This is a genomic window from Prevotella veroralis (assembly GCF_018127765.1).
GTDB lineage: Bacteria > Bacteroidota > Bacteroidia > Bacteroidales > Bacteroidaceae > Prevotella > Prevotella veroralis.
In genome coordinates this window covers 427,113-449,650 of the sequence record NZ_CP072330.1, presented here as the reverse complement: position 1 = coordinate 449,650, position 22,538 = coordinate 427,113, and the positions used below count along the sequence as shown (strand labels likewise).

Below are 22,538 nucleotides of genomic sequence, written 5' to 3'. Positions count from 1 at the left end.
TTTGGGAATTTAACACGAATACTATTTCATATAATGAGGGGAGTACCCGCACCTATGGAGATGAGGCTTCGCACAATATGAAGGGATGCCCTTCTACATCCTTGAAGAGCCCCCCGTTCTTATTTGTTATCCCTCACGGGCGCACGATCCTATCGTAATTATACTTATCATCAACGATGCGCTTCCCACAAACATAGTCCTTGCTCAACACATTATGCTTAGCTGAGTAATAGGGAGAAGAGGTCAGACCACCAAGATAGAACAGTATTTGACAAATGTTATCTGTCATCAAAGGCTTTGCTGCCGATGCTTCTATCTGCCAAACCTTAGTAGGATATTTCTCTTTAAAGGCATCAGAGAACCACACCATCATAGGTACACTGTATTGATAATAAAGCATATTTTTCAGATCATCACTGCCCTTTCTACCCGCACTTGGACGATAGTCATACTCCTCTTCACCATGGTCAGAAACATAGATAACCACTGTATTCCGATGAGCATATCGACTGATTATCTGCTTCATCACATAGTCGTTATACAATGTGGCATTATCATATTCAGCAATACCCCTCCTCATCTCCTCTGTTATCCATGGTTCCTTCCGCTTAATACTATCAGCAGAGAAATGGTTAAACTGCCTATCAACAGGATAACGCTTAACAGCTTCTATATGCTGTCCCATGAGATGGAAGATAGTCAGAGCATGGCTATGTTGCTCCTGAAAATCACGTTTATATCTATCAACTAATTGTCCATCATACTCAAAAGAATTATTGTTTGTCCTATCATAGCATACTTTCAAGACACGTGGTGCATAAAGATAACTGTTCAAAGCAAAGGTGAATGTTGCTCCAAAAGCAAAGGTTCTTTGATTATCATACATACTGACAAAATAGCCGGCTCGCTTGAATACGGCTGTTAATGGTGGGCGTTCGCTCCATCGAACACCATCTTCAAGACTATTCGTACTTATCAGATTACGCATTACCTTGGTTGTAAAATTATATGGAGAGACGGCATTTGTGAATGCAACTAACCGTCCCGCTTTCTTCTCATGCAATAAGAAAGGAGTAGTATTAAGTCCATATCCATACACAGAAGCATGATCTTTTATATACGATTCACCGATCACAAGGACGATATTCAACGAATCCTTTGCTTCAATATCACTCTTTGTTGACTTCACATTTTCCGCTAATAGTGCCGTTCCTTCCATTTCTTTCTTAGCCAGATGTGAATCATAAAGAGCCACAACCACCCTTGTCAGTGCATCGCTGGGGTAACTCATGTGTAGATTCCAAACAGAGACGTCATCTGGATTCTTGCACTGGAAGAGACCTATATAACAATAGGAACCAATCACACCAACAGTGAGCATTATCCCAGAAAACACTGACAATATACGGAAAGGACGTTTCCTTTCTAAATATAATGTACCTTTCGACCTCTTCTTCTCAGCTATTACAACAAGTACAACAAAGACCACTGTCAATGCCGGAATAACCCATGCTGTACTTGTGTGCAGCAATGAATGTAAGAACTCCGAGCTCTCTTCTGCATTCGTCTCAGCTAACAGCATCAATACGCTGGGGGATATTTCTAAGTCATAGTTAACCTTCAATGAGGCATTAATAAAGAATAAGATGAAGGCTAAAACATAGATCAGCACCTTCACCCACGAGCGTTTACTCCATGTGACGATAGCGGTTGCGATATAAGCATGCAAGTAGATTACGAAAGCACGCGCATAGATATTCTGAGTTATAGAACTCCATCCTATCAATACGATATAACTGATAAATAAAGGCCATTGAGTAGTGATTGGCACTACCCAACGGCATGAAGAGATGTAATTTCTAATCTTTCGTATGAGATTCATAACATGATTCTGTATTGCTATTAACGCTTTGCCATATCGTGATACAGGGTCTGCAAAATGGCTTTTCCTATGTTTATGCGTCGCTTGTCATTCCCATAAATAGCTCGTTTACTTACATTGTCATAGACAGTACAGCCTGTTGAATCACAGAAATTGAAGCCATTATTAAAGGTATTGAAGCCAAACGGATAACGATAAGTATTACCCATTACATCACGACTAAAGGTGAAGTCTTCATGAGGAATACCCATTTGACCTAAGACAGTAGCAGGAAGGTCGGTCTGACTTATCAGTTTATGGATACGCTGAGGATGCTTAATAGCACCGCCCATCATCAAGAATGGGATGTAAGGAAACTTCGGTGAAGCAATCTCACGCCAGTTAAATCCATGATCAGCAACCACTACGATGAGTAGATTCTTCCATGCTGGTGTCTTCTTCAACTTATCTATGAATGTTCCAAAGCACTGATCCGTATATGCGAAAGCATTGTATTTCTTATCCTTCAAACGGTGATAAGGCACATCAAACGGGTTGTGAGAACTGATGGTTAAGAAGGTAGTGTACCATGGACCAGACTTCTCCTTATCACGACGAACAATGTCATTATACAACCAGTTAAAGGTTACATGGTCTGGTACTCCCCACTTAGTTGTTCTGTCAGAAGCGGGGAAGTCATCCTCTGTCACTAGCTTGTCATGCCCCGAATCAAGGAAGTATTCAGACATATTAAAGAATGACACGTCGCCTCCATAGAGTGCTTGTGTCTGATAGCCATACTTCTTCAGGGTCTTTGGTAAGCCTGGCAAATGTTTGATCTTATGTGTAAAACGCATGATACTTGTCGTTGGTTGCCCCAGATAACCACTCACTGCACACACAATACCACGGTCTGTTCGGAAGCTACCACAATAACAACTATCGAAGACAACACTCTCTGGTAAGAGGCGATTGATGTTTACCCCAACATCTTTCATACCTCCTAAGCCTTCAATGAAACATGAGCCAAAGCCCTCAAGAACCACTACTAACACATTAGGACGTGATGTTTTTATGAGCTTCTCTGTACTATCGGCCTTTATTGGAAATAGACCCTCATATAGCTTAGCTCGTGTTTTCTCATCGAAAGCATCAAATTCCTTGTAGTCGTCCTCCTCCTTCTGAAGACTGTACATAAGGTTGAAGATTGGATTCAAAGCTGCATGATTATAGAATGTGACATTGCTATAAAACGCACGACCTGGCGTATTTGGCCATATTCTTAAACCACGAATCATAGCAAACAAGGCTCCCCCTATCACAACAAATAGGACACCACGCAACCATGGATTTGTCTTTATCTTTCCTAATTGTACTTTCCATAAAGGCCATGCAAGCAGGGCGTATGAGATAGCAGCTAGTACAATCCACCCGAGTAGACGTACAAGCAGATATCCTACTGACACACTTGCAAAGGCATCCTTTGGGTCATTAAGATAAAAGAACGCCATCCGATCGAGCTTAAACTCCCAAAACTCATACAACGATGCATCGGCTAACGCACCCAATGTCAGTAATATGGAGATAATGACGAGATAGATGTTTAAACTCTTCTTAATAGGGAACTTCGCCCATGCCCATTTGATACCAAAGAGCAAAAGAGGTATTGCCATCATATAACCCACCGTTGCCATATCAATGGCAAAACCATGTACATAAATCTCCAAGATGTCATGGAACGATGGAGATAACTTTCCGAAGCCATGGTTATAAATGAGGAATAACGGCTTCTGAATACCTAAGAAAAACAAAGTAAAGGCTATAAACAGCCACAATAATATTGAAAGATCTTTCTTCATAATCAATTTTTTCAATCTATCTAATAGATGTTCTTATCTTTATCTATACGTTATATCACTTCTTATCGTTCGTCCTTATCACATTCATCAACTTATCTACAACTTGCGATGGGGTTAATGTCGTCATGCAATGGTAATCACCTTTTGCACACTCATCTGCTCCCGCTATCGTACAAGGTTGGCAATCACAATGTGTCAACAAAGCGTCACCTTCTTGCTGCTGCCAGCCTAAGAAGCCACAAGCGGGAGCTGTTCCGCCCCATATACTCACGACACGCACGCCTGCAAGAGAGGCTAAGTGCATATTGGCAGAGTCCATAGATACCATCACATTAAGCCATGCCATCAGTGCCAATTCCTCGTGTAATTGCAATGAACCGGCGATACATCTGACGTTAGCCAACTCTTTTGTCCATGACTCTAAAGTTGTTTTTTCTTCTCCCCTACCGCCGAATAAGAACACTCTCACGTTCTCTGTCTGATTCAACAAGGCAATAACTTCTTGCATCTGACTGGCTGGATAGGTCTTATTCTTATATCTTGCAAAAGGTGCAATACCTATCCAATGTTCGTTCTCCGGCTTTGTTAATTGTAGAGGTAGGGTTGGTTTCTTATCGAACAAACCATCGAACTGAGGTTCACAAGGTAGCCCTAATCGTCTAAAAACATCGAAGTATCGTGCTGTAAACTTACTCTCCGTGTACTTATGTTGATGTGTTATCGCATGTCGTTCACTACGCTTCTTGTCAAGTATTGTCACTCGCATGCCTCGCAAAAGATAGCGTAAATCAATCTTCCAAGAGCGCATCACGTTGTGTAAATCGGCTACAGCGTCAAACTTCAAGCCCTTAATTGGCTCTAAGACAGCCTTTCTGTCCTTCACAGGACACAGTGTTATATTCTCTGGAACATGGATGAAGAGCTTGGCACAAAAAGCCATCGTCAACACATAGAAACGGTGTTGTGGATAGGTTTTAGCCACACTATAGATAGCAGGGATAGTCATTGCAACATCCCCCAATGCCGATAGTCTTATGACAAGGATACGCTTGTTTTCTTTATTTGCCATACCTATTATATATGTCAATCACCTGTTGGGCAACCTTCTTACCATCGAACTTCTTGACGTATTCCAAACCCTCACAGATAGCCTGCTCACGCCAGTCACCACCCGGCAACATGTGCTTTATAGCCTCAGCAAACGCCTTCGGATCATCTGGACTCACGTATAGACTACCCTTACCACCAGCTTCTTCCAAACAACTTCCCGTCGCTGCGACAACAGGGAGACCAGCTTCCATTGCCTCAATGATGGGTATTCCGAACCCTTCATAACGGCTCGGATAACCAAAGACAACTGCCGAATGGTATAAAGCATGCAATGTTTCATCATCAATACCAGATAGGAGATGAACCCTACCAGCGACTCCAAGTTCCCTAGCTTTCGCCTCTATTCGATCGGCATAAGGGGTTCTTCTACCCACGATAACCGCATCAACACCTTCCAAATAAGGTAAGGCTTCCACTATCTCAAGGGCATTTTTGCGCTCTTCTATCGTACCAACAAAGAGGATGAAGTCGTTTGTGAGGTGATACTTCTCCCTTACCTTATGCTTTAAAGACACATCTACAGGGGATGCAAAACGTGTACTACAACTCTGATAGATTACCGATATTTTCTCTTCGGGCACCTTCCCATACTCTATAATATCTCGCTTTGTACATTCAGAGATGGCTATGATGTGCGTTGCCTCATTGATGGCGTTATAGAAACGACGGGTGTAAAGCCATCTATCAATGGGTTTGTACCATTCGGGATGGCACAGAAAGATAAGGTCATGAACTGTAAGAATAGCAGGAACAACCTTACTAATACCCTTTGGTAACTCTGCATTGAGTCCATGAAAGACATTCACTTCATGCTTACGGAGGTCTTTTACCATTCCTTTCAACTGCCACCACCTTTTATATAAAGGGATGGATGAATTTGTAGGAACCACCAATTCACCTTTTTGAGGTATAGAGATAGCTTTCAAAGCAGGCTTCCCCTCATCTGGAGAAAACAGCAAGAGACGGTCGTTATTAGCTATCAACTCTGACATATTACACACCAATGTCCGACCGTAATTGCCTAATCCCGTGGCATTACGTAATATCTTCCTTGCATCAACCCCTATCTTCATTTAGTATCCTCCTAACCATTTGGAGCCATGCAGCCCCTGTATTATCAATACTGTATGTCTTTGCTTTCTCAATCACTCGTAACTGCATTCTCTTCCTGCGTTCATCGTCTTTGGCAAGTGCAACTAATGCTTTGGCGTATGCTCCTTCATCGAATGGCTCTATCAGAACACCCTCCTCTTTGCTTGAGACAACAGCTGTAGCTGCTGTGAAACTATTATACAGAATAGGAACAACACCATTAGTTTGTGCTTCCGCCAAAACCAACGGCCAGCCTTCATAAGACGATGTCATACACAAGATTGCAGCCTCATCATAATACTTCTTTGCCTGATTGGTCGGTCCTTCGAAAGCTATATTCTTCAGTTCAAGCGTTGTTGCCATTGCCCTTAGTGATGCGTCTTCTACGCCTCCGCCAACAATCTCCAACTTCCAATCAGGTAGCTGTGGCTGTACGATCTTCCATATTCGTAACAAGCGGTCAACACGCTTCTGTATATGAGCAAAGCGTCCCAAATAAAGAATGATCTTCTCTTTATCCAAGTTCACATCAGTTGGTAAGGGCACAGAATTGGGTAAGACACATACCTTATTATCAGCTGGTAGATTCAAGTTCTCCGTCAATCGCTCTTTAAAAGACTGACAAAGTACACCATAAGCATCCGCCCAGTGATATACTTTCTGGTACTTTCTGTAATAATCCATATCCATTACCTTCTTCCATACCTGTAACAGACTCCTTTTAAAAGGATGTGCTTCACCAATAGCTACAGTAAGCCCCAACAGTTCATGGAACGGTGGATTGTGGAGGACAAAGACCATCTTTACACCTGTCTTTGCCTTCAACCAAGCAGCATAGCGTTGCTTCTGATAAGTCACAAGAATATCCACCTTCTCCCTTAATATGGCATCACGAATAGCCTTGGCAACACGTGGTGACCATAGGATATTACCCTTAGGAAGAGGTTTCACATCGAACAATCGCTGGAAACCCTTCGGATAGTTCTCTTGCAAATGGTTCATAACAAAGACCGTAACAGCGAATCCGTGGGAACATAACCAGTTGCCCACATCACACGTTACACGCTCCGCTCCACCACAAGGGAAGTCTTTTGAAAGGAATGCAATATGTACTTTCCGTCCATGCCGCTGGTTATCGTTAGTCATCATAGGTCTGTTAAGTCAAAGTACTTTTGTGCTACTGCAAGCTGCGTAGCCAATTCTATTCTTGGATTTTGGAACTGCTTCACCCATTCATGGGCATGTTCTATGATGGCTTCTGCCTGTGATGGATGTGCAATATAGTACTCTATTTTCTCTATCAAGTCGGAGTAGTCAGGTTTTACCTCTATATAATGATAATCGGGAATAAGCCTTCCTTCCATATACCAAGTCTCATAAACCATTGGTGCAGAAACGGCTATTGAATTAGAAGACATCACCCACTTAAGGTTCGTTGCAACATCCATTCCCTCAATGCAAGCGACAAACTTATAATCTAACTGCTCCTCAATGCTTAGGAATCCTTTGATACTTTCAGGGAAATCTTCGTTTGGCTCGGCTTGAGACTTACCTATATTGCACATGGGATGATCCCAAAACATCTCGCAAAACCTGCGTCTGTGAGGACGAGCATTACACCATGTTGTCCTTGAGACAAGCATGTTCTTCTTTTCTGCAAAAGCCTTCTCGTCATGCACGAAACGGAAGTGTCTATGCTGATCGAGCTTCAGCAAGACCGCATTCACATTGTCCCCTGCTATCGGACGGCTCTTTACAAACGTTGGTTGAGACGGCACATGGGTTACATCCCCATGCTCATATCTGAATCTACATGCCGCTGGGAAATACTTCAAGACACTATACTGGTCAAAGAAATAAGTAGAGAGACGACTCTTCTTATCGCCGAACTGCTTCTTCTTAAACGGGAACTTATATTGCCCAACAGTAGTTGCTTCATCTATATGAGTATGCTCTTGAAGTTTATTATAGTAGGCAACGCGATCCATAACAATCTCTCTTTCATCATGGCTAAGCCCTGCCATGATGGAAGAGAGACGTGGACGATAACATATCCGAGGTACGAATACGTAGTCCAAGATCTTCCCTATTGAATTACCCATAGGTGACTTCCTTTTTATTCCATTTCGCCTTTCATAATAGCCTCAACTCCCGCAATATCTTTGTGGTTGTCTACAGAGAGTGAGCGACAATGGCAATTGTAGTAATAAATAGGCACATTGTTCTCGATAAAGCGGAAGGAATCATTCTCTTCTATCTTCTCTATAGGTCCACGAGGGGTCGTATGATAGAACTCCAAAGCCTTATGATTGAAAGCACCTACACCCACGAACTTATGATAAACATAATCCATATTGCCCTTTGGATATGGGATTGGACTGCGTGAGATAAACAAGCAACGGTTGTTATGACCTGTTACTATCTTCAAGTTAGTCGAATCAACGACCTCAACAGGGTTGTGGAAATCGGTCATAAGGTTAGACACATACATCTCTCCCTCACCTATGCTTGCAGGGATACACTGCGTGATGTAGTCCTTAGTCAACAATGGTTCATCACCATTCACCATGACATATAGATCTGCATCAACCTTTGTTGACACCTCATAAAGACGCTCTGTTGCAGTGTCATGATCAGATGCTGTCATAACAACTTTCGCTCCGAATGATTCAGCAAGAGCCTTGATTTTCTCGCTATCTGTTGCTACATACACTTCACTGAACTGCTCTACTTCCTTGCAATGTTCCCACACCCAACGTATCATTGGCTTGCCTAAGATCAATGCAAGAGGCTTTTCAAAAAAGCGCGAAGACTCTGCTCGCGCAGGAATTACACATACGATATTCATTGTATCTATTATTTAGTACTTCTAATGAATGGCGTTCCCGTCCCTGTCAAACTTCCATCTGTTATGCGACCAAAGCCATAGCTCGGGTTGCTTACGGATGTTCGCTTCCATCATGCGGAGGTATTGTAAAGTATAAGGGAACTTCGTTTTATCCTCTTCAGGACGCACCTCTTGAAAGGTCATAACATAGTGACCACGTCGCGGTTTCTCAACATGTAGGAAGAAGTAGAGGGCTTTTACGTGCTTACCTATCTCCTCCCCTCCCACAGCAAAAGCGGTGTCTTGATGCAGAAACTGCGTCCAGTTATGAAGGTTCTGACTATTCGGACGCTGGTCAGATATGAACCCCACGAGGAATTGTTCATTACTCCGATACTTCCTTAAAAGGAATCGGATGGCTTCTTGCTGTGTAACAAGTGTGGTGTTAAAACGGCTTCGAATGCGTAACATCAGATCGTCCATCACCTTGTCTTTTACAGGTCGATATAACTCACAAGTGAATGCTGGTCGACTGTAATAATGCGATACTTCCTGTGCCCACTCCCAGTTACCATAATGCCCAAGGAATAGGATTACGGGGCGACCATCAGCCGCTATGCGTTCCACCTCATCGCCATTATAGACCTCGATTCGGCGTTTCATCTCATCGTCACTGACATGCAGAAGTTTCACAGACTCTACTATGACATCAGCCAGATGACGATAGAATTTATTGGTGATAACGCCTACCTCCTTTTGATCTAACTCTGGGAATGACCTACTGATATTACCTGTTATCACTCGTTTCCGATAATGAATAACATACCGCAAAACGAGATATATAAAGTCACTTATCCGATACAAGCACCAGAAAGGCAGCAAGGCTATACACTTGAGGAGACCGAGGAATATATAATAACGTACTTTTCTCATTGCTCTATGTTTGCACAAACCTTTTGAGTGAAGTTGGCATTTGCTTCTATGAAAGCCGTTGCCCGACTCTTCACATCCTCCTGTTCCCTTACTTCTCTCACCTGATTGAACCAGTAACACAAGCCTTCTGGCGTTGTGACTATCGCTCCTATACCTCGACGAACCATCTCTTTCGGGGTTGTCTTACGCTCTATTCTTGGACCAAAAGCCACGGGGATGCCATAAACAGCTGGTTCGATAACACTATGCAGATAGGCTGTGAAACCACCTCCAACGTATGCCCAATTACCATAACGATAGATACGTGAGAGCGAACCAAGGATATTGACGACCAATACTTGCACATCGGTAAAGTCGGTATCTGCGGTACATTCCGTATATAACAATGACTTTGCAGGTATCTTCTCCTGCACTTCATGGAGTGTCACAGCATCTATCTCATGTGGAACAATAAGGAACTTAACACCTTGTTCGTGCTCTATTAAAGAAGACACAAGCGATAAATCGTTAGCATCGCTCACGCTCCCTGCCACAAAGATGGGCGTATTGCCTGCACAAAACGTCTCTATTATTGCATTCTGATAAGGCTCTTTGGCTATGCGAATAGCGTTATCAAACAAAGGATCACCTATCACTTCTGCATTATTAAAGCCTATCTTTGCCAGATTCTCCTTCGATCGTTCGTCCAAGACCATGAACTTTGTAAAGACCTTGAAAACCTTTCGGATGGGGTAACCATACCACTTCAGAAGATAAGAACTATCAGCTACTAACATTGAAACAAGATAGGTTGGTATCTTGCGGCGATGCAATTCTGACAAGTAATTTACCCAATATTCAGAGATAGCAAAAATTACCTTTGAAGGCTTCACGATGTCAAGAAACTCCTTAACATTGCTTTTCGTGTCTAAAGGAAGGTAGAAGATGTTATCCACCTCGTGGCTTTTTTCGTTCTCATTCATCAACGCAATATAACCAGATGATGAAAAGAAAGTAACGATGCAACGGCGTTTCTCGTTTCTTAAAGTTCGTATAATCGGACGAATAACATTGTATTCTCCATAGGAAGCAGCATGAAACCAATAGACCTCACGACCATCATCTACCATCTCACAACGTATGGTTGAGAGCAAGTTCTGTTGCCCCATAACAAAGCGATAAGCCTTTAGGTGTTTCTTTTGTAGCCATCGTTGACAACGTTCACTCCCCCACACTCTGCGGAAGAATGTATTTGCCAAGCTGAAAAGACCACTATATATTAATGTGAAGATGCCTACCACTGCTACCTAAATATTTATTCGCTCAACCCGTCAAGAAACTTTTCTTCGATGATTGAAACGAGTATATAGTATATTGCAAAAGTACAAATAAAAAACCGAGAAAGCGTATATATATATCAAAAAAATTATATCTTTGCAGCCAGAAAACTAAAGGATAATGATAAAGAAGATTCTTATGAAGAAATTACTTACACTTTCGATTGCATTAAGTTTAGCAACAAACATGATGGCTGCAGAGCCTAATTCAGATGGACTTGAGAAGGACAAAGCTATCTACTTGGAGCTTTTAGGAGCCTCAAACATGGTAGGTATCAATTATGATCAGCGTTTCAACGACCATACAAGATGGGGTTGGAGAGCAGGTGTTAGCTTTGCTTTCGGTAACAACTCCAACTTCTTTGGTAACGATGGTAGTATTCGTTATTACTCAGTACCGCTGGAAGTAAACTATCTTATAGGCTCTCAAAAGAACAACTTAGAGCTGGGGGCTGGTGCTAACGTTGGTATTTGCAACTCTCACGATCGTGACATTCAAACCCTTGAAGGTCCTGTCACGCTCACTCCTGACCAACAGGCGCACCTGATAACGCAAAGAACTATCGGTGGAAAGACGATTACTTACCTTGGTTATAACACGAGTCACAATCGTTTCGGATACTATTTCTTTGGTAACATTGGCTATCGTCACGTATCAAGCAAGGGCTTCCTCTTCCGTGTGGGTGTGAATCCTTCATTCACATTGGGTGAGAAGAACGCTATTAAAAAGGCTGTGCTCTATCCTTACTTAGGCTTTGGTTGGGCGTTTTAATCCCCCACAGAATACAAAAAAAAAGCCTCCCCAAGCCCCTCGAAGGAGGGGATGTACCTAACGGAAGTTGGTTAGGATAAAGACAAGAAAAGTCCTAATCCAAAATGCAAAACTCGTAATTCGAAACTTAGGAAACACCTAATTCAACATTCAAAACTCACAATTCGATTCTACCCTTCGTTCACCTCAATTAAACGTAACGCATAAATGTAGGGACAGACGCCCTCGTCTGTCCGATTGAACACAATCACCTAAAGCCTCCCCAAACTCCTCCAGAGGAGGGGATGTTACCTAACGGGGTGTTACAAAGGGGAAGAAAGCGGACAGACGAGGGCGTCTGTCCCTACTTTGTGATACTGACTTCGTATGCAAACAATACTATCTACTCCCTTCTCTATTCGGAGAGGAAGTAAGAGTAAGGCGTCTTCTCCAATCGAAGAGGGCGTTTCCTTGCTATGAAGAAGGCGTCTCTTCGATGTGAAGAAACGCCTTCTTTGTTTGCAAACAATGCTATTCACTCCCCTCTCCATTCGGAGAGGGGCGGGGGTGAGGCATCTTCTCCCTCTTTCAGTGAGGTCGGGTGAGGCTCTCAACGACCATTATCTTACTTCACAGGAATCTCCTCCAAGGTCTGAACTAACAAGTTCCAGAATGGCTCAGCAGTAGCGATTTCAAAGCGTTCCTTAGCTGTGTGAGGACTACGAATCGTTGGTCCAAGACTGACAACATCCATATTTGGATACTTACCAAGTATGATTGAACACTCTAGACCAGCGTGATCTACCTGTACAATTGCCTCTTCGCCATTCTGTTCCTTATATACTTTTTGCAACAAGCTAAGGATTTCGCTCTGTGGATTTGGGTCCCAACCGCCATAATGGGCACTAAAGACTGTCTTCATACCAGCCATATTAAAGCAGCTTTCCAATTGTGTTGCGATATACTCCTTCATGTCTTCACGACTTGAACGAGCAAGGATCTTGATAGAAGCCTTTGTTGGTTCGATATTGATGATAGCGAGGTTTGAAGAGGTTTCTACCACATCTGGATAAGAAGGAATCATACGCAAGACACCATTGTGACAAGCATAAATAGCATCGATGAGGTTATCTTGAATCTCAACTGGTAGAAGAGCTACAGGCTTATCTGCGTCCTCTACGAAGAATTCTATATTATCAACAACCTCTATACCCTTATACTCGTCCTTGATAGCAGACTTCTGTTTCTCAACGAGTTCCTTAAGTGCAACGACATTAGCTTGTGGTAAGGCTAAAACAACTTCAGCCTTGAAAGGAATGGCATTACGCATGTTGCCACCCTGCCAACCAGCTAACCGAGCATCGAGTTCGGTGATTGCTTTGCGAACAAAACGTACCATCTCCTTATTAGCATTGGCACGTCCTTCATTGATTTCAAGTCCAGAGTGACCACCACGAAGTCCCTTTAAAGTAACCTTTACAGCAGTCTCTTGATCATTTGCAACCTCTTTATATTCAAGTGTTGATGTAACGTCTACACCGCCAGCAGAGCCTATAACGAACTTACCCCAGGTCTCTGAATCAAGGTTCATGAGGATATCTCCATGCAACTCACCCTCTGGGAGTTCGTTAGCACCAAACATTCCAGTCTCTTCATCACGTGTAATGATAGCTTCAACAGGACCATGTTTCAAGTCCTTATCCTCCATAATTGCCATGATAGCAGCAACTCCGATACCATCATCAGCACCCAATGTCGTGTTGTTCGCATACACCCAACCCTCCTCAATGTGGGTTACGATAGGGTCAGTCTCAAAGTTATGATTACTATCTGGAGCCTTTTGTGGAACCATGTCCATGTGTGCTTGGAGTAGAACTGTCTTACGATTCTCATAGCCAGCAGTGGCTGCCTTGCGCATTACCACATTACCACCAGCATCGACAAATGCCTCTACTCCCACCTTTGCAGCAAAGTCTAATAAGAACTTCTGCACCTTTTCCATGTACCCAGATGGGCGTGGAATCTGTGTTAAATCATCGAAGTTTCTCCACAAGCCTACTGGTTTAAGATTTCTGATTTCACTCATAATGTTGATATTAAAAGGTTATTACTATAATTGTTGTTTGGCTTATATTATACATTTTCTATTGGTCGGGTGAGTTTGGCAGGACTATCCAATGAGACATAAGGTTTGGTAAAGTTCAATGCTACCCACGCATAAATGCCTAAGAGAATGACCAAAAGTGTTTGGATAGTATGCACTATCAATACAAAATAAAGTGCCTGATTGTCAGCAACACCATAAAGTATTAGCATTGTCTTCACTGCAAAATGCCATGGTCCAGCACCATTAGGTGTTGGGACGATAACGGCTATTGAACCTACAACAAAGCTCACTAAAGCACAGGAGAGACCGAGATGTGCAGTTGAAGGAAAGCAATAGAACGTTAAGTAATAATGCAAGAAATAACTGCCCCATATCGCTATACTATAGAAGAGGAAGAGTGGGATATTCTTCACTCTCCTTAATGAATTGATGCCTTGCCAAATGCCACTTAGCATTTCTTTCACCTTCTTATATATAGAAAGGTGGCGTAGAATATTATAAAAGAGGATGAGAGAAGCAACACCACAGACGGCTGTTACCAACCATCCAGTTGCTGAAAACATCCCTAAGAAATCGTCAATTCGAGTCCCTGTACGCGAAAAGAAGTTAGAGAAAACACCAATCTGCATAACAAAGGCAATAGATGTTATAAGAATGACGATGAGCGTATCTACCGCCCGTTCGGTCACTACTGTACCGATAGCCTTTGGGAAAGCAACCTTATCATAACGATTCAGAACACCGCAACGAGCAAACTCTCCGATTCGAGGAATGAGTAAACTAACGGCATAAGAAAGGAAGATTGAATTGACACAAACCGATGAACGGGCATGTTCCCCGATAGGTTCAAGACTCTGCTTCCACCTCCATCCACGAAAAGCCTGCGCCAGAATACCAAAGGGAAGAGAGATAATCATCCACGTCCAATTCATCTCGTGCAAGAGAACATGACTAATGCTAGAGAAGTCGAAACCGCGATACATCCAATACAAGATGGCACTTCCAAGCAAAAGGGGAAGTACTATCTTGATGATCTTATTGAACAGTTTCTTTGTATTCATATATTGAGCAAAGATAAATAAAATGCTTTTAAAAGCAAAATAAAATGCCTATCTTTGTAGGCAAATACGTAAAAATCATGAAATTAGTCAAGCCTAAGAAGAATTTAGGTCAGCACTTTCTAACTGACTTAAGCATTGCTAAACGGATTGCAGATACTGTTGATGCATGCCCAGAGATACCTGTTTTGGAGATTGGACCAGGTATGGGAGTACTCACGCAGTACCTTGTTGAGAAGCCAAGAGTGGTTAAAGCAGTTGAAATTGATGCTGAGAGTGTTGCGTATCTATATGAACGTTTCCCCAAACTACACGAGAATATCCTTGGAGAGGACTTCCTTCAAATGGACTTGACACAGATATTTGATGGTAAACAGTTCGTCTTGACAGGTAATTACCCTTATGACATTTCATCGCAGATATTCTTTAAGATGCTTGATTATAAGGACTTGATACCTTGCTGTACGGGGATGATTCAACGAGAAGTTGCGCTCCGCATGGCAGCAGCACCTGGCTCGAAGGCTTATGGGATATTGTCTGTCTTGATTCAAGCATGGTACGATGTGGAATACTTGTTCACTGTGGATGAGAATGTATTTAACCCTCCTCCAAAGGTGAAGAGTGCTGTGATTCGTATGACAAGAAACGATGTCACAGACATTGGTTGCAATGAACAATTATTCAAAAGAGTGGTGAAGACTGTTTTTAACCAACGACGGAAGATGTTGCGTGTAAGCCTTCGTCAGATATTTAATAATGGTAAGCCAACGGATGGATTCTATGAGCAAGACATCATGACGAAGCGTCCTGAACAATTATCAATACCGCAGTTTGTGAAACTAACCAACATGGTTGAAGAGCAATTAGCCAACTATCAACGATAGAACGCATGACAAGGAAAGAGAAATATGAGCAATTAATTCCGCAGATTGCAGGCTTGATAAAGGATGAAACGAACCTGGTTGGCATTCTTGCGAATGTTTCGGCTGCACTGCATGAAGCGTTTCCAGAACGATTCTTTTGGGTGGGCTTTTATCTTCAAGAGAATGGGAAGATGTTGAGACTCGGACCTTTTCAAGGGTCAGTAGCCTGTTACACAATTCCTTATGGTAAGGGTGTTTGTGGCAAGGCATGGGAGGAAGGTCGCACACTAATCGTTCCTAATGTAGAAACATTCCCTGGTCATATTGCTTGTAGCAGTCGTTCTCGAAGCGAAATCGTTATTCCCATGTATGACTCTCAACGCCATTTTAGGGGTGTGTTAGACATTGATAGCACCCGATTTGATGACTTTAGTACAGAAGACAAAGATGGTCTGGAACATATCATCCAACTACTGATGGCGCAAATAGAAGACCTCCTTTAGGAAAAGTAAAGTAAATTCTTGTGCATATCCGAATTAATTCCTATTTTTGTAACATCGAATATTTAATACTAAAGATATATGTTAGACGTAAAGCAGACATTAAATGATGCCAGCGAAAGAATGGAGATGGCAGCAATGTATCTTAGCGATGAATTGCAACGCATCCGAGCTGGTCGTGCAAACGTAGCCATACTTGATGGCGTACGAGTTGACTCTTATGGTTCAAAGGTTCCACTGAATCAAGTAGCCTCAGTCATGGTGCCTGACGCACGTACCATTGCTATTAAGCCTTGGGATAAGAAAGCCATTAAGGACATCGAGAAGGCTATCATGGATTCTGATGTGGGTATCACGCCAGAGAACAACGGTGAGATGATTCGCTTAAACTTACCTCAACCAACCGAAGAGCGTCGTAGAGACTTGGTGAAACAATGCAATAAAATCGGTGAACGAGCAAAGGTCGAGATTCGCAATGTGCGTTCTGATATTAAAGATAAGCTGAAGAAAGCTATCAAAGATGGTCTATCGGAAGACAACGAGAAAGACGCTGAACTTAGCTTACAGAAGATTCACGACAAGTTTATCAAGCAGGTAGATGAGCTTCTAGCAGAGAAACAGAAAGAGATTATGACAGTGTAACAGAAGCCTCACCCCCGCCCCCTCTCCGAATGGAGAGGGGAGTGAAATGTACTATTCCATACTTCTTTAAGAATAAGAAACAATGGTAATCACTCCCCTCTCCATTCGGAGAGGGGTCGGGGGTGAGGCTTTTTTTTCCCTATTTATGCGTGGCTTAGTAATAAAGAACACTGGCAGTTGGTACACCGTAAAGGCGGAGAATGGTAAGAACATAGACTGCAAGATTAAGGGTAATTTCCGATTGAAAGGGATTCGCTCTACCAACCCCGTGGCTGTTGGCGACCATGTTGTCATAACGCCCAACAAAGAGGGAACGGCATTTATAACCGAGATTGAGGATAGAAGAAACTATATTATAAGGAAGTCGCCGAATCTTTCTAAACAGAGCCACATCATTGCTGCCAATATTGATCAGGCTTTCTTGGTGGTAACTATCAATTATCCTGAAACGTCAACAACATTCATTGATCGCTTTCTAGCTGGTGCCGAGGCGTACAGAGTACCTGTCACCTTGGTCTTCAACAAGCACGATTTACTATCTGAAGAAGAACTGCGGTATCAGCATGCTGTGATGAAACTCTATGAGACTATAGGCTATGAATGTATCGAAGTACAAGCCACTAACGATACTTCCAATGAGTTCAGTGTAGAGAAACTAAACCCCTTGCTGGCAAATAAAATCACATTACTAAGTGGGAACAGTGGTGTTGGAAAATCAACCATCATCAACGCTCTCCTACCCCACGTAAATCTTCGTACAGCCGACATATCCGATGCGCACAACACGGGTATGCACACAACAACATTCAGCGAGATGCTGGAGTTGCCCGTTGGAGGTTATCTCATCGATACCCCAGGTATAAAGGGTTTCGGTACATTTGATATAGAGCGAGAGGAGTTGACAAGCTATTTCCGTGAGATATTTAAGTTCTCCGAGCACTGCAAATTCTCTAATTGTACCCACACACATGAGCCCGGTTGTGCCGTTCGCAAGGCTGTTGAAGATCATTACATATCAGAAAGTCGATACAACAGCTATCTTTCTATGCTCGAAGACAAGGAAGAAAACAAGTATAGAGAGGCATTTTAAAGTCTATCAGAAAAACCTTTTTAGACAGAAGGACATAGAGACATAGTCTTTCAATGACATAGTTTTTCAAGACAGAGAAAGCAAAGAAACGATCATATATTTTGTAGACAGAATGACTCTAAGTTTGCAGCAAGAAACAGAAAAACATATTCTTTCAATAACATATTTTTAAAGACAAAGTGGGGGAAACATAAGGCGATAGTAACATACTATATGTGGAAGGAAAACAAAATCCGTCAACGACGGATGATATGTCATTAAAAAATATGTCTTTCTGTCATTGTGTCTTAGAATCATTTGTTTGTTACTAAATCAATTTGTTCTTCTGTTACTCTGTCTTCAAAGCCTTACTCTGCTTACTATGTTTTCAAAAATATATCATTCTGTCTAAAGCCTCGTTCTTCTGTTATTTTGCCTCTCAAAGAGACATAAAAAATTGTTCGCGAAGAAAATTAAAATTGTTCGCGAAGAAAATCAAAATTGTTCGCGAAGAAAATCAAAATTGTTCGCGAACAATTTCAAAAGAGTTCGCGAACTCTTTCCGGATTGTTCGCGAACTCTTTTTTGATTGTCTTAGCAGAATTTCCTGCTCTCCTTATTAACCCCCTACAACTGGACCTGAAGACTCGGTTCCTTCCGCTTTCTTTTTGTCTTTCTTTCCCTTCTTTTCTTTCTTCTCCTTTGGTGCTACTTGTTCATACGTAACATCATTCAGTGTAAAATACTTCGCAGAAGCAAGGAACTTTATAACAGGTTTCTCAATGTGTTGCTGTGCACGAAACTGCTCAACAGTCTCTACTGCCTTGCTCTTAAACGAGGGTGTCAACGTTCCCATGTCACCAAACTCCACAATGTCACCATTGGCTACGATGTCACGGGCGGTTTCACTTGCAAGATTCAGCACAGCTGCCACCTCCTGTGCATTAAAGGTTGTTGACTTAGCAATACGTTCGCAAAAGTTGCGGAAGTCTACACGGTGCCTACCAGTTGAGCGTGCTACGATAACAGTCTTTCCAGCCTGCTTACCGATGTTTAGCTTCTGCTCTCTCAAGAAAAATTGAATTGGTTTGTTTGCCATTGTCATTAAGCGTGGTCTCTGGTTGTGAATACTCCGTGGGTTCGAGACCTTTTAGCCCACGGAGCGTTGTGAATATTAAGGATTATCGTTTTAATACTTTATAAATGGACGAAGATATTCGGAGTATGGGTATGTTTCAAAATTATAAACATAGCCACCATCTGTTATAATTAGACTCTTATAAGCATAGCCTGTTCTGTTTAATAGTGTACTCGTGTAGAAAGCTCTACGTCCCTGTTTCTTTCCACCTACTTGGATAAAAGCTAAATCCACAGTATTATTATTAGGAGAAAATCCTGATGTTATTATTTGTGGTCTGTCATAAAGAGGCTGTGTTCCATCACTTCCACCACCCATTAGGTTTATATTCAGCTTTATATTATTTATCGCTGGACCACCTTCATACATGAGGACATCAGTTAAGCTAGGGAGGAACCATTTCTTTCCAACAATGCTACCACTTAGAGTTTTACCAGCTGGTAATGTAGGCGAATACTGAGCTGCTGCATAGAATTTAATATAGCCGTCAATGTTACCCTTTATGGTTACACCATCAGCACTACCAGCTCCTTCCCAAGTGTACTTATATCCGTCATCATTTGGGACATCAGTATCTGTGTACAACTGAGGGAACTCTACATAATGGTCATTGATGCCAGAATTACTTGCTGGAGGCGTGGTAGTACTAGAAATACTATAAGGATCAACTATATCAAGTGCAGCTGCTAGTTTCTTACTTTGGCTGACAACAACACCAATAGGAATCTTTGTGCCTCCACCGTAAATGGTCTCAGAGAGCAATCCTGTTGTTCCATCATTCATCAGGTAAAGGAAATTCTTGCGGAAAGTAATATTGATGAGGTAAGAGCCATTAGGTTCAGTCTTCAAGACTGGTCTTAAAATGAAACTGAGATTCTTTCCCGAGAAACTTTCTCCATATATATTTAAACTTGACCATGGACTCGCTGTAGCATTCACCTTAGTAATATTAGCCCCTGGCAGGAGATATACATAGTTTGACGAAGTAAGTCGGAAACCATCTTCGTCTTCGACCTTAGTCCATGAACCAGAACCCAAAGAAGGGAAAGCCCCTATAAAAGTCTTCGAACCAGAAACCACTCCAACTGTCATTAGCGAGATCATAAGTGGCTGTTGTGGGAATCTCATTATTGTTTACAGCTGATAGTGACAGAGAACCGATACTCGTTGTTCCAAAAGCGCCCCATCCTTGTAAGCGGTAACCTTTACTCTGACACGTGATACTGCGTGACGCATCACGAATGGTACCTGCTGCTTGTTGGGAGTTGCCGTGATGGTATAGTTATTAACCCGACCTAACATGACATACTCTGAAGCATTGGTAATAGTCAGATTGTTACCACTACGAGTAAAGTCGCCACTACGATACAAAACAAAGTCATAATTACCTGGACTTAGTGAGATGGCTTTGTTTCCTCCAACACTAGGCGTAAATGTTCCACCAATTATGGTCCCTTCAACCTCACCTTTCAATACGCCACTTTGATAAGCAAGCATGATATAGGTCCCATTCCCTATTGAACGTGTCATGGCTGAGACAGACTTCTTGGATGTTTTCTCGTTGTCGTGCTGAAGAACAACATCCGCAACAATTCCGTTATTCATATTTACAAAGTCACGGCTGATAGTATCGGAACTGTTAGATACAACACGTGTCTTTTCGTTCCCAGCAGTTACTTCTTCGTTATAATCAGCAAATGTAACCGAGAACGTTAAGTCTCTAACTACATTAATCGTTGCCTTACCATCTCCTAAATTATCATCACTAGAGCAGCTAGCAAATAATAAAAGTACGATAGAAACAACCATCCATAAATAATATTTCTTATTCATCTTTATTGCCTTTTAAAATCCTTTTTATAAACTTACTCTTCATTCCAAAATGGCTGTTGCTTTGCAGGGGCAAGTCCTGTCCCATCGCCAATAACGACACCGCCCTCATGCACTTGTTCTCCTCCCCAAGAAGCTTCTGACGATGCTCCTCCATCGGGAGTTACCGAAGCACAAAGAGGGCTTTCTGCACTAACAGGTATTATACGACATACAGGTTGCCTATATATCGCTTTTTTTACGTTCTTCTTTTTCATATTCATTCGTTAATTTATTGATAAAATGTGATTAATCTATTCTTATTTGAGTTTTAAAGGCAAACATAAAAGGACACAAAAAAAAGAACAAAGGAAACTTCTAAAAGTCCTTTGTTTACAGGGTTTGCGGCATGCTTCGCGCGCGCGTACGCGAGAAGAAAAAAATGTGTAATTTACGTCTGCTCTACTAGAGAGAGAGAGAGAGTATACAAATATTTGGAACTACCAAATTATTTGCTATCTTTTTCTCGTTTTTAGATGTTAAAGAATCCAACGCAATAGCACAGCTTACACCTTTATTATGTAAGGCGCAAACGTTAGCTTGATTGAAATTCGTTGTTTGTAACATCATTATTAATAAGTTAATTTTCACTCAACGGGCGCAAAGGTAAGAAGATTAAATGGAATGGGCAAGAAAAAGAAAGAAAAAAAGCCTCACCCCCAACCCCTCTCCGGATGGAGAGGGGAGTAAAAACTAATGTTTGCCACGCTTTGGAGCGATATAAGAATCAGGGAGGTGAAGGAAGTAAAGGCTTAATAATGGGGGAAATGAGATAAAAGAAGTTCCCATTTGTCGGCGAACTCACGGATAGTTGGGAAGAGGAGATTGGCTCCTTCGTCCAAAAGAGCCACATCGGGCAATGGTCCACTATTGATTGCTACGGTGAAACAACCAGCTGCTACACCTGCACGAACGCCCAAAGGAGCATTCTCAACAACGATTCCCTCGGATGGAGAATAGTAGCCCGCCTTCTTCAAGCCCATAAGATAAGGATCAGGATTAGGCTTACCACGCTTCACATCAAAGGCTGTAGTTACCTGATCTCGAGTGATAAAGTCGGAAAAATCATGCGTCACACGTTCTATCAAAGGTCGCTGTGCACTGCCTGTTACAATACCAATCTTCAGTCCACTACGCTTTATCTTCTGCATGAGATCGAGCACACCATCGAAGATCTTAGCTTCTGGCATCTCATGAAAATAGTGTGCTTTCACATCATACATCCGTTGCGCCTCTTCCTCACTCAGTTCCTTTCCGAGTTGTTCGCGAGCATATTTACGAATGGTATCAACCCCTCTAGCACCTTCAGTTGCATACGAATCCTCCAGCGTGAAGTGTATTCCAAACTCCTTCATAGCACGCTGCCATGCAACACCATGATTCGGCATTGAGTCATAAAGCACCCCATCCATGTCGAAGAGGACGACTTTGAAGCCTCCCCAAGCCCCTCCAAAGGAGGGGATGTCTTGCTGAGATTGGGATGATATAGTAGTTTTTTTCACCTTATTATATATTATTATCCTCAAGTACCACACCTTAGTGC

General features: G+C 42.2%; 21 protein-coding genes. 5 read left to right on the top strand and 16 right to left on the bottom strand.

Translation table 11 applies throughout. From position 1 onward, the window contains the following. Nucleotides 1-133: 133 nt before the first annotated feature. From J5A55_RS01815 to J5A55_RS01775, 9 genes are read right to left on the bottom strand one after another with little or no spacing between them, the layout of a single operon-like run. On the bottom strand, nucleotides 134-1,882 hold the full coding sequence (locus J5A55_RS01815) for a phosphoethanolamine transferase (RefSeq protein ID WP_234396054.1): 1,749 nt from the start codon (nucleotides 1,880-1,882) through the stop codon (nucleotides 134-136). A 20-nt stretch (nucleotides 1,883-1,902) separates the two neighbouring features. Next, nucleotides 1,903-3,720, bottom strand: a complete 1,818-nt coding sequence (locus tag J5A55_RS01810; protein ID WP_004382453.1) for an LTA synthase family protein — start codon at nucleotides 3,718-3,720, stop codon at nucleotides 1,903-1,905. Nucleotides 3,721-3,775: 55 nt separating this feature from the next. Next, nucleotides 3,776-4,789 (bottom strand): glycosyltransferase family 9 protein, encoded by a 1,014-nt coding sequence (locus J5A55_RS01805; RefSeq protein ID WP_004382452.1) that lies wholly within the window; start codon nucleotides 4,787-4,789, stop codon nucleotides 3,776-3,778. Then, nucleotides 4,779-5,903, bottom strand: coding sequence for a glycosyltransferase family 4 protein (locus J5A55_RS01800; RefSeq protein WP_004382451.1), 1,125 nt, complete (start codon nucleotides 5,901-5,903; stop codon nucleotides 4,779-4,781). The genes J5A55_RS01805 and J5A55_RS01800 overlap by 11 nt, the downstream gene beginning before the upstream one ends. Continuing rightward, nucleotides 5,887-7,071 carry a glycosyltransferase gene (locus J5A55_RS01795; protein ID WP_004382450.1) on the bottom strand — a complete coding sequence of 395 codons (1,185 nt, stop codon included), beginning with the start codon at nucleotides 7,069-7,071 and terminating at the stop codon, nucleotides 5,887-5,889. Before J5A55_RS01795 ends, J5A55_RS01800 begins: the two co-directional genes overlap by 17 nt. After that, nucleotides 7,068-8,024: a glycosyl transferase family 90 gene (locus tag J5A55_RS01790; RefSeq protein ID WP_039850943.1), complete on the bottom strand. Its 957-nt coding sequence runs from the start codon at nucleotides 8,022-8,024 to the stop codon at nucleotides 7,068-7,070. The genes J5A55_RS01795 and J5A55_RS01790 overlap by 4 nt, the downstream gene beginning before the upstream one ends. Nucleotides 8,025-8,038: 14 nt before the next feature. Beyond that, the gene (locus J5A55_RS01785) at nucleotides 8,039-8,770 is read right to left on the bottom strand and encodes a 3-deoxy-manno-octulosonate cytidylyltransferase (RefSeq protein ID WP_004382448.1); all 732 of its coding nucleotides are present in this window, start codon (nucleotides 8,768-8,770) and stop codon (nucleotides 8,039-8,041) included. A 21-nt stretch (nucleotides 8,771-8,791) separates the two neighbouring features. Continuing rightward, nucleotides 8,792-9,682, bottom strand: a complete 891-nt coding sequence (locus J5A55_RS01780) for a lysophospholipid acyltransferase family protein (RefSeq protein ID WP_004382447.1) — start codon at nucleotides 9,680-9,682, stop codon at nucleotides 8,792-8,794. Further along, on the bottom strand, nucleotides 9,679-10,920 hold the full coding sequence (locus J5A55_RS01775) for a 3-deoxy-D-manno-octulosonic acid transferase (protein ID WP_249118601.1): 1,242 nt from the start codon (nucleotides 10,918-10,920) through the stop codon (nucleotides 9,679-9,681). Before J5A55_RS01775 ends, J5A55_RS01780 begins: the two co-directional genes overlap by 4 nt. A 217-nt stretch (nucleotides 10,921-11,137) precedes the next feature. Here J5A55_RS01775 and J5A55_RS01770 point away from each other — a divergent pair, with 217 nt between their 5' ends. Beyond that, nucleotides 11,138-11,770: a hypothetical protein gene (locus J5A55_RS01770; RefSeq protein WP_199879817.1), complete on the top strand. Its 633-nt coding sequence runs from the start codon at nucleotides 11,138-11,140 to the stop codon at nucleotides 11,768-11,770. A 604-nt stretch (nucleotides 11,771-12,374) separates the two neighbouring features. Here J5A55_RS01770 and J5A55_RS01765 read toward each other — a convergent pair. Both J5A55_RS01765 and J5A55_RS01760 read right to left on the bottom strand, forming a co-directional pair. Next, a complete protein-coding gene (locus J5A55_RS01765; protein WP_004382443.1) occupies nucleotides 12,375-13,835 on the bottom strand; it encodes an aminoacyl-histidine dipeptidase in 1,461 nt (486 codons plus the stop codon). Nucleotides 13,836-13,882: 47 nt separating this feature from the next. Continuing rightward, nucleotides 13,883-14,917: a lysylphosphatidylglycerol synthase transmembrane domain-containing protein gene (locus J5A55_RS01760; RefSeq protein WP_004382442.1), complete on the bottom strand. Its 1,035-nt coding sequence runs from the start codon at nucleotides 14,915-14,917 to the stop codon at nucleotides 13,883-13,885. Between the two features lie 77 nt (nucleotides 14,918-14,994). Here J5A55_RS01760 and rsmA point away from each other — a divergent pair, with 77 nt between their 5' ends. From rsmA to rsgA, 4 genes are all read left to right on the top strand, one after another. Continuing rightward, nucleotides 14,995-15,798, top strand: coding sequence for a 16S rRNA (adenine(1518)-N(6)/adenine(1519)-N(6))-dimethyltransferase RsmA (gene rsmA, locus J5A55_RS01755; protein WP_039850941.1), 804 nt, complete (start codon nucleotides 14,995-14,997; stop codon nucleotides 15,796-15,798). A gap of 5 nt (nucleotides 15,799-15,803) precedes the next feature. Beyond that, nucleotides 15,804-16,280, top strand: a complete 477-nt coding sequence (locus J5A55_RS01750) for a GAF domain-containing protein (protein ID WP_004382440.1) — start codon at nucleotides 15,804-15,806, stop codon at nucleotides 16,278-16,280. A gap of 78 nt (nucleotides 16,281-16,358) precedes the next feature. Beyond that, nucleotides 16,359-16,919: a ribosome recycling factor gene (gene frr / locus J5A55_RS01745; protein WP_004382439.1), complete on the top strand. Its 561-nt coding sequence runs from the start codon at nucleotides 16,359-16,361 to the stop codon at nucleotides 16,917-16,919. 145 nt (nucleotides 16,920-17,064) lie between these two features. Next, entirely contained in the window at nucleotides 17,065-18,009 is a 945-nt protein-coding gene (rsgA, locus tag J5A55_RS01740) for a ribosome small subunit-dependent GTPase A (RefSeq protein WP_039850938.1), read from the top strand. Between the two features lie 598 nt (nucleotides 18,010-18,607). On the opposite strand, the gene J5A55_RS01735 is transcribed toward rsgA, so the two are convergent. The 5 genes from J5A55_RS01735 to J5A55_RS01715 form a co-directional block, all read right to left on the bottom strand. Further along, nucleotides 18,608-19,087 carry an HU family DNA-binding protein gene (locus J5A55_RS01735; RefSeq protein ID WP_039850934.1) on the bottom strand — a complete coding sequence of 160 codons (480 nt, stop codon included), beginning with the start codon at nucleotides 19,085-19,087 and terminating at the stop codon, nucleotides 18,608-18,610. Nucleotides 19,088-19,177: 90 nt separating this feature from the next. Next, nucleotides 19,178-20,254, bottom strand: coding sequence for a hypothetical protein (locus J5A55_RS01730; protein ID WP_004382435.1), 1,077 nt, complete (start codon nucleotides 20,252-20,254; stop codon nucleotides 19,178-19,180). 6 nt (nucleotides 20,255-20,260) lie between these two features. Beyond that, nucleotides 20,261-20,959, bottom strand: a complete 699-nt coding sequence (locus tag J5A55_RS01725; protein ID WP_004382434.1) for a hypothetical protein — start codon at nucleotides 20,957-20,959, stop codon at nucleotides 20,261-20,263. A 32-nt stretch (nucleotides 20,960-20,991) separates the two neighbouring features. Further along, on the bottom strand, nucleotides 20,992-21,213 hold the full coding sequence (locus tag J5A55_RS01720) for a hypothetical protein (RefSeq protein ID WP_155813766.1): 222 nt from the start codon (nucleotides 21,211-21,213) through the stop codon (nucleotides 20,992-20,994). Nucleotides 21,214-21,747: 534 nt separating this feature from the next. Next, nucleotides 21,748-22,497: an inorganic diphosphatase gene (locus tag J5A55_RS01715; protein WP_428842330.1), complete on the bottom strand. Its 750-nt coding sequence runs from the start codon at nucleotides 22,495-22,497 to the stop codon at nucleotides 21,748-21,750. Between the last annotated feature and the right edge of the window lie 41 nt (nucleotides 22,498-22,538).